This is a genomic window from Bradyrhizobium sp. 132 (assembly GCF_023074185.1).
In the GTDB taxonomy this organism is placed as follows: domain Bacteria; phylum Pseudomonadota; class Alphaproteobacteria; order Rhizobiales; family Xanthobacteraceae; genus Bradyrhizobium.
Genome location: NZ_JADPKY010000132.1, coordinates 164,791 through 179,031 on the forward strand (window position 1 = coordinate 164,791; position 14,241 = coordinate 179,031).

At 63.8% G+C, this 14,241-nt stretch carries 11 protein-coding genes; 9 read left to right on the forward strand and 2 right to left on the reverse strand.

Annotated features, from left to right (window positions below; genetic code table 11):
- The first annotated feature begins 98 nt into the window (after positions 1-98).
- On the forward strand, positions 99-893 hold the full coding sequence (locus tag IVA74_RS28745; RefSeq protein WP_247349836.1) for a hypothetical protein: 795 nt from the start codon (positions 99-101) through the stop codon (positions 891-893).
- A 363-nt stretch (positions 894-1,256) separates the two neighbouring features.
- Here IVA74_RS28745 and IVA74_RS28750 read toward each other — a convergent pair whose 3' ends face one another.
- Entirely contained in the window at positions 1,257-2,996 is a 1,740-nt protein-coding gene (locus IVA74_RS28750; RefSeq protein ID WP_247349837.1) for a HAMP domain-containing methyl-accepting chemotaxis protein, read from the reverse strand.
- 242 nt (positions 2,997-3,238) lie between these two features.
- On the opposite strand from IVA74_RS28750, the gene IVA74_RS28755 reads away from it, so the two are divergent.
- The 4 genes from IVA74_RS28755 (at position 3,239) to IVA74_RS28770 (ending at position 9,722) form a co-directional block, all read left to right on the forward strand.
- Entirely contained in the window at positions 3,239-4,621 is a 1,383-nt protein-coding gene (locus tag IVA74_RS28755) for an ethanolamine ammonia-lyase subunit EutB (RefSeq protein ID WP_247349838.1), read from the forward strand.
- Between the two features lie 151 nt (positions 4,622-4,772).
- Complete coding sequence (locus IVA74_RS28760) at positions 4,773-6,359, forward strand: B12-binding domain-containing radical SAM protein (protein WP_247349839.1); 1,587 nt, start codon at positions 4,773-4,775, stop codon at positions 6,357-6,359.
- Between the two features lie 6 nt (positions 6,360-6,365).
- On the forward strand, positions 6,366-7,151 hold the full coding sequence (eutC, locus tag IVA74_RS28765) for an ethanolamine ammonia-lyase subunit EutC (RefSeq protein WP_247349840.1): 786 nt from the start codon (positions 6,366-6,368) through the stop codon (positions 7,149-7,151).
- Positions 7,152-7,355: 204 nt separating this feature from the next.
- Positions 7,356-9,722: an MMPL family transporter gene (locus tag IVA74_RS28770; RefSeq protein ID WP_247349841.1), complete on the forward strand. Its 2,367-nt coding sequence runs from the start codon at positions 7,356-7,358 to the stop codon at positions 9,720-9,722.
- 99 nt (positions 9,723-9,821) lie between these two features.
- Here the strand turns inward: IVA74_RS28770 and IVA74_RS28775 are convergent, their stop codons facing one another.
- Positions 9,822-10,319 carry a hypothetical protein gene (locus tag IVA74_RS28775; RefSeq protein ID WP_247349843.1) on the reverse strand — a complete coding sequence of 166 codons (498 nt, stop codon included), beginning with the start codon at positions 10,317-10,319 and terminating at the stop codon, positions 9,822-9,824.
- 461 nt (positions 10,320-10,780) lie between these two features.
- Here IVA74_RS28775 and IVA74_RS28780 point away from each other — a divergent pair, with 461 nt between their 5' ends.
- The 4 genes from IVA74_RS28780 to hpnE all read left to right on the forward strand — a co-directional run bounded on the left by IVA74_RS28780 (position 10,781) and on the right by hpnE (position 14,175).
- Positions 10,781-11,014 (forward strand): hypothetical protein, encoded by a 234-nt coding sequence (locus IVA74_RS28780; protein WP_247349845.1) that lies wholly within the window; start codon positions 10,781-10,783, stop codon positions 11,012-11,014.
- A gap of 191 nt (positions 11,015-11,205) precedes the next feature.
- A complete protein-coding gene (hpnC, locus tag IVA74_RS28785; RefSeq protein ID WP_247349846.1) occupies positions 11,206-12,090 on the forward strand; it encodes a squalene synthase HpnC in 885 nt (294 codons plus the stop codon).
- On the forward strand, positions 12,080-12,919 hold the full coding sequence (gene hpnD / locus IVA74_RS28790) for a presqualene diphosphate synthase HpnD (protein WP_247349847.1): 840 nt from the start codon (positions 12,080-12,082) through the stop codon (positions 12,917-12,919). The genes hpnC and hpnD overlap by 11 nt, the downstream gene beginning before the upstream one ends.
- Positions 12,919-14,175, forward strand: coding sequence for a hydroxysqualene dehydroxylase HpnE (hpnE, locus tag IVA74_RS28795; RefSeq protein ID WP_247349848.1), 1,257 nt, complete (start codon positions 12,919-12,921; stop codon positions 14,173-14,175). The genes hpnD and hpnE overlap by 1 nt, the downstream gene beginning before the upstream one ends.
- Positions 14,176-14,241: the final 66 nt, after the last annotated feature.

The window sequence follows — 14,241 nt, forward strand, 5'->3', positions numbered from 1 at the left end:
GGGAACATCACGAAGATTTATATTTCCGAAGTGTATCCTGGAGCGGCTGAGCGCGTTGTGCGACAGCGACTTGACCGGCCCGCGATTGCGAGATCCAAATGCAGAATAGTGATGAGGTGCTCAGCAAAGTTCCTGAGGTCACACTTGGATTTTGGATCATCAAGATCCTTGCCACGACGCTCGGCGAAACCGGCGGTGACTTGGTTACGATGGGCTGGCTGCACGCTGACCAAAATGCTCAAAATGGCGGCTATTTGATCGGCACTGCCATCTTCTTTGCCGTGTTTGTTGCGGCAGTGATTGTGCAAATTTCGATGAGGCGGTTCAACGCCTGGATTTATTGGCTGGCCATTGTGGCCTCGACGACGGTTGGCACGGCGATGGCCGACCTTTTTGATCGCTCGTTGGGTGTCGGCTACACGGGAGGCTCGTCTATTTTGTTAGCCTGCGTATTGTGCTCGCTCGCCGCTTGGTATCTTGCCCTCGGCTCGGTGAATGTTCAGACGGTGGCCACGCCGAAGGTGGAAGCCTTCTATTGGATGACAATCACGTTTTCCCAGACGCTCGGCACAGCGCTTGGTGATTGGGTCGCGGATGCGGGACTTGGATACGAAGGTGGCGCACTTGTGTTTGGCGCTGGACTGGCTGTCCTTGTCGCTGCCTACTACTGGACCAACATCTCCCACGTGGTTCTGTTCTGGGCGGCCTTTATTCTCACCCGACCTCTCGGTGCGACGGTCGGAGACTTCCTCGATAAGCCGGTAAGCCAGGGTGGGCTTCATCTAAGCCGGCCCTTTGCCTCAGCGGTGTTGGCTGCGTGTATCCTCGCGTGCCTGCTGTTGCTGCCTCAGAGAGCGGGAAGGCATCCAGCGGCGACTGCAAGTTCCACATGATCCTGGCGAGGACACAGCGGTCGCTGATGTCTCCAACTTCGCCTCGTAGCCCAACTCTTCTATCGATTGGCATGCATCTTCGAAGGATGCGGGTAAGGGATGCTCTCGCTGGCTGACCGGATCAAGAGTGCCGCCCTAGTCCCGGAGGCGTGCAGGATTGAACGGATGGTTCGAGCAGGACTGCATGATGCCATCCTGCCGGTGTTTTGCCCGACGAGTCAAACGGCTTCGTAAAATCCGCAATGCGTCGCGGGGGCCGCCAAGCCATTGATATCGCTATCCCCGGCTACTGTGCATGGGGTTGTTTTCGCGTTTTTTGGTGAAGCGACCCCACCGCCGGCTCATCTGGCGGTGGACGCGCCGTCATCCCGCCTTTGCGATACCGCTGTCCGCCGACCCCGAGCGCAAGTTCTGGAAGAATTGTTCCACCTCGCGTGACAGCGTGTCCGCGGTTGCGGTCAGGCTGCTCGCCGCCGTGAGCACCGAGGATGCCGCCGTATCGGTCTCGCCGATGGCGTCGCGGAGCGAGGTGATGTTGGCGACGAGGGTTTCGTTGCCCTGCGCGGCCGACTGCGCGTTGGACGAGATCTCGCGCGTGGCGGCGTCCTGCTGGCCGATGGCGCCGGCGATCGCCGAGGTGACGTCGTTGATCTCGCGGACCGCGCCGCCGATCTCGCGCACGGCCTCGACCGCGTTGCGGGTGGAGGACTGGATCATCGAGACGTTCTCGCTGATATCGGCGGTCGCCTTCGCGGTCTGGCCGGCAAGCGCCTTCACTTCGTGTGCGACAACGGCAAAGCCGCGGCCGGCGTCGCCAGCGCGGGCGGCTTCGATGGTGGCGTTGAGCGCGAGCAGATTGGTCTGCTCGGCGATCGCCTGGATCAGGCTGAGCACGCCGTCGATGCGTTGCGTGGCGGCCGCCAGGCTCTCGATCTCGGCGATCGATTTCTCGGTGCGCTGGCCGGTCTGCTCGACCGCGCTGGCCGACTGCCGCACCTGCCGGCCGATCTCCACCACCGACGCCGACAACTCCTCCGCTGCACCCGCGACCGCCGTGACGTTGTGGGAGGCCTGTTCGGTGGCGTTCGCCGCCGTGCCGGCGCGGCTGCTCGCATCCGCGGTGACGCGGGTGATGGTCTGCGCCGTCTCGCGCATGACGGAGGCGTTGTCGCTGAGGCCGCGCATGATCGCGCCGATCGCCTCGCGAAAAATGTCGACGGATTGCTCGATATGGCGGGCGCGCTCCTCGCGCGCAGCGGAGTCCTGCGAGACCTGCGAGGCAAGGTTGCGGTTGCGCCCCATCGCGTCCTGGAAGATCTGGATCGCGCGTGCCAGCGCGCCGATCTCGTCGGCGCGGTCAGCGTGCGGCACCACGACGTTCTCGGCGCCGTCTGCGACCTGCTTGATGGTCGCGGTGATGGCGGAGAGGGGACGGGCGATCGAGCGGGCGATGATGACGATGCCGATCACGACCAGCGCCAGCGCCACGCCGCCGAGGCAGGTCAGGACGAGCGAGAGGATGCGATTGGTCTCGATCTCATGCGCGATCTGCCTGCCGCGCTCGGCATAGACCTTGGACAGCGCCTCGAGATCCTTGTTCAGCGCCGAGCGCACGGCGCGGTTGGCGTCGTTGTCGCCCCATTCGCGGCCCGCGGCCGCATTGATCTCGACGCCGCGCCGCACCAGCTCCTTGCGGAATTCGACGAACTGCTCGATGCGCTTCTTGAAGGTGGCGAACTGTTCTGCATCGTCAGCCCGGACGATGGTTTGCCAGCGTTTCACGACGTCGAGGATCTGGGCGTTGAACTTGAGCAGGCCCTCGCCGTATTTCTTGACGACGGCAGGCTCCGTCGACATGTAAACGCCGCGCGATTCCATCACGACCGCATAGACCAGCGAGTTGACCCGCTCGACGTTGAGCGCGGCGGCGTTCGCGGTCTCGATCGCGCTGGTCAGGTCGGCGCCGCGGCGGCTGTTGTAGTCGGACAGCATCGCGATCGCCGCCGTCAGCAGCGCGAACAGCGCGAAGATTGCGTACAGCTTGTTGGCAAGCGTAAAGCGGCCTGCCAGGCCGGCGGCATTCCCAGATTGGTTGATGGTCATGATGTTCAAGGGCCCTGAATGGCCGGGAGCGGCCGGGAGAGCGCGGTCGTGCAAAATTGATGCAAAACTATGCAGAATGAAGATGGACGCTGCGTTAACGCGGGGTTTGCCCCCCTTCGCCCTTGGTCGAAAGAAAGGTAAGATATTTCAGCGTCTTGATCTGAAGGTATAGTCTTGGGTTCGTGATAGTCTTGGGATCGTGCTGGACTCGGTCACTGGCCGACGAACCCCCGGAGAGACCCTTGGTCTACCGCCACACCATCGACGCCACGACCTACACGTTCCCGGATTTGCGCGACCTGCTCGCCAAAGCGACCCCGCCGCGCTCCGGCGACCGGCTGGCCGGGATTGCCGCCGCCAGCGCCGAGCAGATGATCGCGGCGCGGATGGCGCTCGCCGACGTCCTGCTCGGGCAGTTCTTGCAGGAAGCCGTCATCCCCTATGAAGCCGACGAGGTCACCCGCCTCGTCATCGACAGCCACGACGCCAGGGCCTTCGCGCCGGTGGCCTCGTTGACCGTCGGCGCCTTCCGCGACTGGCTGTTGTCGGATGCCGCCACGCCGGAAATCCTGCGCAAGCTGGCGCCCGGTATCACGCCGGAGATGGCGGCCGCGGTCTCAAAGCTGATGCGCAACCAGGATCTGATCCTGGCGGCGCGGAAATGCGAGGTCACCACCGCTTTCCGCAACACCATCGGCCTGAGGGGCCGGATGAGCACCCGGCTCCAGCCCAACCATCCCTTTGACGACGCCAGGGGCATCACCGCCTCGATCCTCGACGGCATCCTGCTCGGCGCCGGCGATGCCTGCATCGGCATCAACCCGGCGAGCGACGACCCGGCTGTGATCGGCCAATTGCTGCGGCTGCTCGACGAGATCATCGCGCGGCTGAAAATCCCGACCCAGGCTTGTGTGCTGACCCATGTCACCACGACGCTATCGCTGATCGGGCAGGGTGTGCCGGTCGACCTCGTCTTCCAGTCGGTCGCCGGCACCGAAGCTGCCAACCGCAGTTTTGGTGTCGACCTCGCGCTGCTGAAGGAGGCGCAGGACGCCGGGCTGTCGCAGAAGCGCGGCACGGTCGGGCAGAACGTGATGTATTTCGAGACCGGGCAGGGCTCGGCGCTGTCGGCCAATGCCCATCACGGCGTCGACCAGCAGACCTGCGAGGCCCGCGCCTATGCGGTCGCCCGCGCCTTTGCGCCCCTCCTGGTCAACAGCGTGGTCGGCTTCATCGGCCCGGAATATCTCTACGACGGCAAGGAAATCATCCGGGCGGGGCTGGAGGATCACTTTTGCGGCAAGCTGCTCGGCCTGCCGCTGGGGATCGACATCTGCTACACTAACCATGCCGAGGCGGACCAGGACGACATGGACAATCTGCTGACGCTGCTCGCGGCCGCCGGCGTCACCTTCATCATGGGCGTCCCCGGCGCCGATGACGTCATGCTGAACTATCAGTCCACGTCTTTTCACGACGCGCTCTACGTCCGCGACGTCTTCGGACTGCGTCGTGCGCCGGAATTCGACGACTGGCTGGCGCAGTCGGGCATTGTGGGCGCTGACTTCCGGCTTGCCGGCGATGCTGGCCTGCTGCCCGATTTTGCCTCCCGGCTGATCGCGTGACGCGGCGGAGCACCCGGCGGCTTGAGGAAACCATTGGTCCCTCCGGGAATTATGCTCATGCCACAATATTGAGAAATTCCGGCGACAGCATTACGCTATACGTCGGGCTGGCAATTTCCGCGGCTATGTCGAGCGTGGCGGGGGAGCTTTGATGCGAGCTGAAAGTAACGGTACCTCCCGGCGGATTCTCTGCGTGTTTCCGCGATACACTTCGTCGTTCGGAACGTTCGAGCATTCCTATCCCCTGACCGATGGCGTCCGCGCCTTCATGCCGCCGCAGGGGCTTTTGCTGCTCGCGGCCTATCTACCCAGGGAATGGCAGGTCAAATTCGTCGACGAGAATCTTCGCCGCACGACGAAGGAGGAGTTCGAATGGGCGGAGGCGGTCTTCGTCAGCGGCATGCACATCCAGCGCCAGCACATGAACGATATCTGCCGGCGCGCCCATGAATTCGACTTGCCGGTCGCGCTCGGCGGTCCCTCGGTCAGCGCCTGTCCGGACTATTATCCGTCGTTCGACTATCTCCATGTCGGCGAACTCGGCGACGCCACCAACCAGCTGTTCGAGATCCTGTCGCGCGACATCTCGCGTCCCGAGGCCCAGGTGGTGCTGACCACCAAGGACCGTGTGCCGATGACGGAGTTTCCGATCCCGGCCTACGAGCTCGCCGACGTGAAGAAATACTTTCTCGGCAGCATCCAATATTCCAGCGGCTGTCCCTATCAGTGCGAGTTCTGCGACATCCCCGGACTCTACGGCCGCAACCCGCGCCTCAAATCGCCCGAGCAGATCATCGCCGAGCTCGACCGACTGCGCGAATGCGGCATGACCGACACGGTCTATTTTGTCGACGACAATTTCATCGGCAACCGCAAGGCGGCGCTGGACCTCTTGCCGCACCTGATCGAATGGCAGAAGAGGACCGGCTACGTGGTGCGGCTCGCCTGCGAGGCGACGCTCAATATCGCCAAGCGGCCCGAAATCCTCGAGAAGATGCGCGAGGCCTATTTCGTCACCATCTTCTGCGGCATCGAGACGCCCGACCCCGATGCGCTGAAGGCGATGCACAAGGACCACAACATGATGGTCCCGATCCTCGAGGGCGTGCAGACCATCAACTCCTACGGCATGGAGGTCGTGTCCGGCATCATCATGGGGCTCGACACTGACAAGCCGAACACGTCCGAGGTGCTGCTCGACTTCGTCGAGGAGTCCCAGATTCCGCTTCTCACCATCAATCTGCTTCAGGCGCTGCCGAAGACGCCGCTGTGGGACCGCCTGGAGCGCGAGGGACGCCTGGTCGAGGACGACAGCCGCGATTCCAATGTCAACTTCCTGTTGCCCTATGACGACGTCGTCGCATCCTGGAAGCACGCCATGGCCGTCGCCTACGAGCCCGAGAAGGTCTACGCGCGCTTCCAATATCAATGCGACCACGTTTACGTGCACCGCCTGAAGGTGCGGACGCCGGATGAGATGAAGACCTGGCCCAACATCAGGCGCGGCCTCGTCATGCTGCGAAATATCTTCTGGAAGGTCGGCGTGCTCGGCGACTACAAGCGCGTGTTCTGGAAGTTCGCGCTGGGGCGCATCAAGCGCGGCGATCTCGAAGGCCTGATCGGCTGCACCCTGATTGCGCATCATCTCATCACCTTCGCGCGTGAAGCATCGAGCGGCGAGACGAATGCGTCGAACTATTCGCTGCGGCTGCGCGAGGCTTCCGTTCCCGCCGAATGACGCAACATGTCTGACCCGGCCATTCCGCGCCGCCCGACCCTCGATCTGCGGTCGCTCACGCCTGCGCGCGTCGCACTCGGGCGCAGCGGCGCGAGCGTGCCGACGCGCGCGCTGCTCGACTTCACGCTGGACCATGCCCGTGCCCGCGATGCCGTGCATGCCGCCTTCGACGCGCAGCGACTGGTCGCCGATCTCCGCGCGCTTGGCCTCGTCGCCACCGAGGCACGGAGCCGGGCGGTCGAGCGCAGGGACTATTTGCGGCGTCCCGATCTGGGCAGGCAGCTCGATGCCGGATCAGTCGAGGCTCTGACGCGAAGTGCCTCGGGGCCGTGCCCACTTGTGGTCGTGATCGGCGACGGCCTGTCGGCGGCAGCGGTCCACGCCCATGCGGCCGCGCTGATGACACGTCTGGTGCGGCTGCTCGCAGCCGACGATGATGTCGCGATCGGCCATGTCGTCGTCGCCTCAGGCGTGCGCGTCGCGCTCGGCGACGAGATCGGTGCCATTCTCGGTGCGCGCATGGTCCTGACGCTGATCGGCGAGAGGCCGGGCCTGTCGGCGCCCGACAGCCTCGGCGCCTATCTGACTTTCGCACCGAAGCCGGGCCGCACCGATGCCGAGCGCAATTGCGTGTCGAACATCCACAAGGCGGGTTTGAGCTATGACGAGGCTGCTTTCAAGATCGCCTGGCTGGTTCGCGAAGGGCTGGCCCGGGAGGTCACCGGCGTGGCGCTGAAAGACGAGAGCGCGGACCGCGCGCCGCGTCGAATTGGCATGGCTTTGCCCTTATGACGGGCATTACGGCAAAATCGCCACATCTTGATCGATTTGGCCACACTTCGCCTGCTTGCGAGAAGGGTGATTGTCCTGCTAAACCCCTCGCGGCGATTTTCCGCGCATTTTCAAAGGCAAGCCTCCCATTGGTATGGCATTTTCAAGCCGTTCGCGGGGCGCAACAAGCTCACAGACCGAGCCGATTTAGGAACTGGACAAGGCATGCTCGAAAAGCACCGTGAGAATGAGGTTCATGTCGAGAAGGTCGAGCAGGGACCTGCGTCCTCGATCGCCTTCGGGCTTGAGCGCATCGGGCTGATCGCCGTCCGGGCACCGATCGTTTCCTGCATCGTCCTGCTCGTGCTTATCATCGGCGCCGTGTTCGGCATTCACCGGATCAAGATCGACGATTCGCTGTCGCAGCTCTTCCGCTCCAATTCCCGCGAATTCCACCAGTATGAAGAGGTGACCAAGAAGTTCCCGGCCGAGGAGTTCGACGTCCTCGTCGTGGTCGAGGGCAAGACCCTGCTGGCGCGGAAAAACCTCGAGAAGCTGCGCGACTTCGTCACCGACATGCAATTGGTCGAGGGCACGCGCGGCCTGGTCTCGCTGTTCTCCGCGCGTCAGGCGCCGGCGCCGGGCAAGCTGCCGGCCGCGCTGTTCCCGGCCGACCTGCCTGAAGGCGAGGCCTATGACAAGTTCATCGAGACCGTCAAAAACAACGAGATCATTCGCGGCAAGCTGTTGTCGGAGGACGGCACGCTGGCGCTGATCGTGCTTTCGCTCGATCCGGAGGTGGTCGCCTCCAACAAGCTGACCAAGACCGTCGCCGATATCCGTGCGCTGATGAAGGAAGACCTCAGCGACACCGGGCTCAACGTGCAGCTCTCCGGCGTGCCGGTCATGCAGCTCGAGATCCGCAACGCGGTCGAGCGCGATGGACTCACCTACAACATCCTGGGCATTCTCGCCGGCTGCGTCATCGCCATCATCTTCTTCCGCAAGGTTTCGTTCATGGTGGCGGCGGCGTTCCCGCCGATGATCGCGATCCTGCTGGCGCTCGGCGCGCTCGGCTGGGCCAATTTCAATCTCAACATGTTCCTGAACGTGATGACGCCGCTCATCATGGTCATCAGCTTCTCCGATTCGATGCAGCTCACCTTCGCCGCGCGCGACCGGCTGATCGCAGGTCAGGACAAGTATACCGCGTTCAAGAACGCGGTGCTGGTGGTGGGGCCGGCCTGCGTGCTGACGCACGGCACCGCCGGTATTTCGTTCATTGCGCTCCAGTTCTCCGACTCCGACCTGATCCGCAAATTCGGCGAGGCGGGTCTCGCCGCAACCATGATCGCTCTGGTCGCGGTGCTGTCACTGGTGCCGGTGTTCGGCGTACTGCTGGTGCGCAACGAGCAGACGTTCGCGACCAAATTCCAGAGTGCCGATGCGGGCGTGCAGGCGCTGCGCAATTTCTGCTACTGGATCGCGGTGCGCATGGTGGGCCGCCCCGGCCTGTTCAGTCTGATCGCGGTGGTGTTCGTCGCCGGCCTCGGCGTCATCTACGCCAATCTGGAGCCGCGCTACCGGCTCGCCGACCAGGTGCCGGACAAGCGCCAGGCCGTCGCCGCCAGCGACCGGCTCGATGCCAAGCTCACCGGCGCCAACCCGATCAACGTGCTGATCAAGTTCCCCAAGGATGAAACGCTCTATTCGCCGGAGACGCTGCAAACAATCGCGGACGTGCACGCGACCGTGGAGAAGGCGGCTGGTGTCGGCAACGTCTGGTCGGTCGAGACTCTGCGCCGCTGGCTTGCGGACAAGGCCGGCACCGCCGACGTCGCGACGCTGAAGGAATATGTCAGCGTCATTCCTGAGCATCTGGTGCGGCGTTTCATCGATGCCCAACAGGATGCGGTCTTGGTGGCCGGCCGCGTGCCGGACAAGGATTCCAGCCAGCTCCTGCCGATTGTCGACAAGCTCGATTCCGAGCTCGACGCCGTTCGCAAGAAGCACCCCGGCTACGAGGTGGCGGTGACGGGTCTTGCCGCGATCGCGGCGCGCAACTCGGCCGGCATGATCGAGAAGCTGAATCGCGGGCTCACCGTCGAATTCGCGCTGGTCGCGATCTTCATCGGCCTCGCCTTCCGCTCCTGGGTCGTGATGTTCGCCTGCATCCTGCCGGGCATCTTCCCGGTGGTGATGTCGGGAACGGTGCTGTGGGCAATGGACGAGGGCCTGCAATTCGCCAGTGTCGTGGCGCTGACCGTCTCGTTCGGCCTGGGGCTGAGCGCAACCATCCACTTCCTCAACCGCCTCAGGCTCGAGAGCAAGCCGGGCGTCGGTTCGGCGCTCGCGGTGGAGCGCGCGACCGTGCTGGTCGGCCCGGCGCTGATCTTGACGACGCTGGTGCTGGCCTGTGGCCTCGTCGTCACCGTGTTCTCGGACCTGCCGTCGCTGCGGCTGTTCGGCTGGCTCAGCGCCTTCTCGATGGTCATGGCCCTCGTCGCCGATCTCTTCATCCTGCGGCCGACGGCGATGTGGCTGATCAATCTGCACGCCAAGCTTCAAGGCGCTGACAAGCGCGCGATCTGAATCGATCGCGACGAACGGTCGACCTGATAAACGAAAAACCCCTGGCTCGCGAAAGCCAGGGGTTTGTTTTGATCTGAGGTCTGGGAAGCGTGAAGGCTATCAGCCCTTCGTCATCGTGATGTTGACGCCGCGGATCTCGCCCTTGGAGGAGATCTGCACCGTCTGCTTGGTGCCATTGGTGCGCAGCGACAAATTGGCGGCGAAGCCGTTGGCCTCGACGAACACCTCGATCTGGCCGCCGCCGGCGGTGCCTTGCAAATTGCCGAAGATGTTGCGGTTGGACTCGCTCCAATTGCCGGAGATGCGCTCGCCCTGGCTCGTCACGTCGCTGGTGAGGTCGAACTTGTAGCTGTCGGACGCGCAGTGCAACGCCTGCTTGAGGCTGAGACCGGTACCGGCGACCTTGTAGTCCGCCTTGCAGCGGATGCGCTCGGTGGAGCCGTCGGACAGCGACACCGTGCCGGTGCCGGTCCACGCGCCTTCGAAACCTGCAAACGGTCCGGACGACTGAGCCTGGCTTGCCGAAACTGAGAAGAGCAGCGCAGCCCCGATGCCGGCCGCCTTGATTGCCTGTCCAGATCGCCCAAAGAATTTCATCTTAAAATATCCCGTTTTAGAAGGACGTCCGCTTATCACCAAGAACGTCTCGCCACATCGAAAGTTTAGTGTTCCGAGCCAGTGTCAGGTTCAATGCCTGACTGCCAGAGATGGCGGTTCACGACGCCTCGCGCCATGCTCCGACCTCGCGATTTGCGGTGTTTCGGCATGTTTCTGGCGCCCAAGGCGGGGACGAGAGATGCAGCTCTGCAACAGGTGCGCAGCAAAACGCGCCGCACCTGAATTATGGCGTAGTATCAATCTCTTACATTTGCCAGAGAAGGCGCAGGGAAGACCTGATTTGGTGGATCTGGCGCCAATTTGGCCGCATTTACCAGTGCTTGTGCCTTCTCCTAGGCTGCACTTTCCGCGGCAACTTGCCATCAGAACAATCCGTTTCCGGTCGTCCCCCTGTGTGGTCCGGGATCGGCGCGATTCTGCCGTCAGAATGAAGGAATACAATGCGTAAGCTTCTCGTCGCTCTCACCTTGCTGTCGGCCTCCCTCTCGACCGCAGCGTTCGCCCAGCAAGGGCGCGGCACGGACTCCGAGCAGAAGGCCTGCTCGCGCGATGTGCAGAAGCTCTGCCGGCCGGTCATCGATCAGGGCGATTTCACCATTCTGGCCTGCCTCAAGGAAAACCGGGCCAAGATTTCGCAGGCCTGCGACCAGGTCCTGAAGAACCACAACCAGTAAGCTCGGCCACTGGCCCACAAGGGCGGCCCCGGGGTCGCCTTTTCGGGCCGAACCCGGAAGGGCAGCCATCGAGAGACAGGATTGGTTTTGCGGCCGTATTCCCCTATATGGGGGCCGCGGCGGCATCGCCGGCATGAGCCCGCGCGAGCGAAAAAGCCCTTCCTGTCCAAACGATTGTAGACCAGCCCTCGATGACCTCTGCGAGCGAATTGCGATCCGGCAAGGGTGAGCGCGACGAGAATTTTCCCGTCGCGTCCTGGATCATTCATCCGCGTCATCGCGCCTTGATCCTGGCGTATTACAATTTCGTCCGCACCGCCGACGACATTGCCGACCACGCCACGCTGCCGGGCGACGAGAAGCTCGCTTATCTCGACCTGCTCGAGGCGGAATTGCTCGGCACGGGCGACACCCAGGCCGAGGCCGTCAGCTTGCGGCGCGCACTGGCCGAACGCGGCATGGCGCCGCGCCACGCACTCGACGTGCTCATCGCGTTCCGCATGGACGTGACCAAGCTACGCTACGAGAACTGGGACGAGGTCATCCATTATTGCCGCTACTCGGCGATGCCGGTCGGCCGCTTCATGCTCGACGTTCATGGCGAGAGCACGTCGACCTGGGCCGCGTCGGACGCGCTCTGCGCGGCGCTGCAGATCAACAACCACCTTCAGGATTGCGGCAAGGATTTTCGCGAGCTCAACCGCGTCTATCTGCCGCGCGATGCGCTGGCCGCAAGCGGCGCCTCGGTCGAGCAGCTCGGGCTGACGCAGTCGCCGCCGGCGATGCTGGCCTGCCTTCAGGCGCTCGCCGTGCGCAACGAAGCGCTGCTCAACGAGGGCAGGTCGCTCAGCGCGGAGATCAGGGACTTCCGCCTCGGCGTCGAAGTCTCGGTGATCCAGGCCTATGCCGACCGCATCGTGCGCCTGTTGAAGGTGCGCGATCCCCTGCGCGAGCGCGTGCACCTGAACAAGTTCGAGCTCCTCACCTTCAGCCTCGCCGGCATGATCGGCGAAGTCGGCCGCCGCGTGATCGGACGCAAGGCCATTTCCAGACCGGGGACTGCACATGACGCTTGAGGCGACCTCGCCCGGCGCCAATTATGGCTCGACCGCATCCGGCAGTTCGTTTTACGCCGCGATGCGCATCCTGCCGCACGACCAGCGCGAAGCGATGTTCCAGATCTACAGCTTCTGCCGTCAGGTCGATGACATCGCCGATTCCGATGGCCCGCGCGACGAGCGGCTCGCCGCACTTCAGGCGTGGCGCAACGACATCGATGCGCTCTACCAGGGCAACCCGCCGCCGCGGCTGAAGGACTACGTCGCCTCGGTGAAGAACTTCGGCCTCAAGCGCGAGGATTTCCTCGCCATTGTCGACGGCATGGAGATGGACGTGCCGCAGGACATCCGCGCGCCCGACATGGCGACGCTGGATCTCTATTGCGATCGCGTCGCGAGCGCCGTGGGGCGGCTGTCGGTCCGGGTGTTCGGCCTGCCGGAAGAAGACGGCGTCGAGCTCGCCCATCATCTTGGCCGGGCGCTCCAGCTCACCAATATCCTGCGCGACATTGACGAGGACGCGGGTCTCGGCCGGCTCTATTTGCCGCGCGAGGCGCTGCTGCATGCCGGCATCACCTCCAACGATCCGGACCGCGTGATCATCGAGCGTGCGCTGCCGAAGGTCTGCCTGCCGCTGGCGCAGCGCGCCAAGGTGTATTTCGAAAAGTCGGACGAGATCATGAACCGCAACCGCCGCCGCGCGGTGCGCGCGCCCCGAATGATGTCGAAATACTACCATGCCATTCTGGACCTCCTGATCGCGCGCGGTTTCGACGCGCCGCGAGAGCCGGTGCGTGTGTCGAAAGTCACGCGCATCTTGATCCTGCTCCGTTACGCTCTCATCTGATGCAAAAAACAGCTCATATCATCGGCGCCGGAATTTCCGGCCTTTCCGTTGCCGTGCGGCTCGCCAATGCCGGCTTCAAGGTCGCCGTGCACGAGGCGACGCACCACGCCGGCGGCCGCTGCCGTTCGTATTTCGACGGCGCCACCAATCTCACCATCGACAATGGCAATCATCTGCTGCTGTCGGGCAACAGCCATGCGCGCGCCTATGCGCGATCGATCGGCACCGAGGCGGGCCTGGTCGGACCGGAGCGCGCGCAGTTTCCCTTCGTCGATATCACGACCGGGCAGCGCTGGCAGATCGATCTCGGCGACGGTCGGCTGCCGACCTGGGTGCTCGACGAGAGTCGCCGCGTTCCCGACACCGGGCTCACCGATTATCTGAAGCTGGCGCCGCTGATCTGGGCGTCTGAAGAGACGCTGGTGGGCAAATCCATTCCCTGCGAGGGCGTGCTCTATCAGCGCCTGGTGCAGCCGCTGCTGCTCGCAGCGCTCAACGTCGATCCTCCCGAAGGCTCGGCGGGGCTTGCCGGCGCGATCGTGCGCGAGACGCTGCTCGCCGGCGGGCAGGCCTGCCGCCCCCTGATCGCGCGCGACGGACTCAGTGACGTTCTGATCGAGCCCGCCGTGAAATTCTTGACCGAGCGCGGGCACTCCGTTCAACTCGGCCACGAACTGCGTTCCTTTGCGAACAATGACGGCAAGGTCGGCGCGCTGAATTTCGGCGGCGAGGATCTGATCCAGATCGGCGCTGGCGACGTCGTCGTGATGGCGGTGCCGCCGCGCGCCGCCTCCAACCTGCTGCCCGGCCTGAAGACGCCGACCGAATTCCGCGCCATCGTGAATGCGCATTTCCGCGTTGAGCCGCCAGCGGGATCAGCTCCGATCCTCGGCGTGATCGGCGGCGTCGTGGAGTGGCTGTTTGCGTTCCCGAACCGGCTTTCGGTCACCATCAGCAACGGCGACCGCTTGGTCGACATGCCGCGCGAGGAACTCGCGCAGGTGATCTGGAACGATGTCTGCAAGGCCGGTGGCGTTTCCGGCGAGCTGCCCCCCTGGCAGATCGTGCGCGAGCGCCGTGCCACATTTGCGGCGACGCCGGCGCAGAATGCCCTGCGCCCGGGGCCGGTCACTGCGTTCAAAAACCTGTTTCTTGCAGGCGATTGGACTGCTACGGGATTGCCTGCAACCATCGAGGGATCGGTCCGATCCGGCGATCGCGCCGCCGATCTGGTTCTGGCCGCCAAGGGATACTGACAGGCGGCCCTGACGGGCATTTGTCCCCGGTCAATTTCGGTCAATTTCAATCGACTAACGGAGCAA

Excerpts from the sequence above, each read along its gene's own strand:
- hpnC (WP_247349846.1), top strand. The coding sequence starts at position 11,206 with ATGACCTCTGCGAGCGAATTGCGATCCGGCAAGGGTGAGCGCGACGAG.
- IVA74_RS28775 (WP_247349843.1), bottom strand. The coding sequence starts at position 10,319 with ATGAAATTCTTTGGGCGATCTGGACAGGCAATCAAGGCGGCCGGCATC.
- IVA74_RS28770 (WP_247349841.1), top strand. The coding sequence starts at position 7,356 with ATGCTCGAAAAGCACCGTGAGAATGAGGTTCATGTCGAGAAGGTCGAG.
- IVA74_RS28750 (WP_247349837.1), bottom strand. The coding sequence starts at position 2,996 with ATGACCATCAACCAATCTGGGAATGCCGCCGGCCTGGCAGGCCGCTTT.
- hpnD (WP_247349847.1), top strand. The coding sequence starts at position 12,080 with ATGACGCTTGAGGCGACCTCGCCCGGCGCCAATTATGGCTCGACCGCA.
- IVA74_RS28760 (WP_247349839.1), top strand. The coding sequence starts at position 4,773 with ATGCGAGCTGAAAGTAACGGTACCTCCCGGCGGATTCTCTGCGTGTTT.
- IVA74_RS28745 (WP_247349836.1), top strand. The coding sequence starts at position 99 with ATGCAGAATAGTGATGAGGTGCTCAGCAAAGTTCCTGAGGTCACACTT.
- IVA74_RS28780 (WP_247349845.1), top strand. The coding sequence starts at position 10,781 with ATGCGTAAGCTTCTCGTCGCTCTCACCTTGCTGTCGGCCTCCCTCTCG.
- hpnE (WP_247349848.1), top strand. The coding sequence starts at position 12,919 with ATGCAAAAAACAGCTCATATCATCGGCGCCGGAATTTCCGGCCTTTCC.
- eutC (WP_247349840.1), top strand. The coding sequence starts at position 6,366 with ATGTCTGACCCGGCCATTCCGCGCCGCCCGACCCTCGATCTGCGGTCG.